Raw genomic sequence first — 668 nt, forward strand, 5'->3', positions numbered from 1 at the left:
CCGATCGCCTGCCCGAAGGCCGACGGGTGCACAGCAGTGACCAGGACTCCATGGCAGCCTCCGGTTTCGCGCTGGATGACGTCGGCGGGATCCTCGTGCAGGGCATTGACCGTCAGCTCTGCTCCGTGCTTCCTGGCCAGGGCCAGCTTGTCGTCGGCGACGTCCACTGCCGCGACGCGCAGGCCCATGGCAACGGCGTACTGGACGGCGATGTGGCCGAGGCCGCCGATGCCGGAGATGGTGACCCATTGCCCGGGCCGGGCCTCTGTCATCTTGAGGCCCTTGTAGACGGTCACTCCGGCACAGAGCACCGGGGCCACCTCGACGGGGTCCGAACCGGCCGGAATCCTGGCTGCGAACCGGCTGTTCACCAGCATGTATTCGCCGAAGGAGCCGTCGACACTGTAGCCGGCGTTCTGCTGGGCTTCGCACAGGGTCTCCCAGCCGGTGCGGCAGTACTGGCAGTCGCCGCAGGCGGACCACAGCCACGCATTGCCCACGAGGTCGCCCACAGCCAGGTCCGTGACGCCCTCACCTAGCGCTACAACTTCGCCGACCCCTTCATGACCGGGAATGAACGGCGGTGCCGGCTTCACCGGCCAGTCGCCCGCGGCTGCGTGCAGGTCCGTGTGGCAGACGCCGGTGGTCAGTACCTTGACCAGTGCCTC

General features: G+C 68.1%; 1 protein-coding gene. It reads right to left on the reverse strand.

The genetic code is table 11. From position 1 onward, the window contains the following. The coding region (locus tag J9611_RS21510; protein WP_211883352.1) for a zinc-dependent alcohol dehydrogenase at window positions 1–668 on the reverse strand (668 nt) is incomplete at both ends.

Origin of the sequence: Pseudarthrobacter albicanus, from assembly GCF_018224015.1 — a bacterium.
GTDB lineage: Bacteria > Actinomycetota > Actinomycetes > Actinomycetales > Micrococcaceae > Arthrobacter > Arthrobacter albicanus.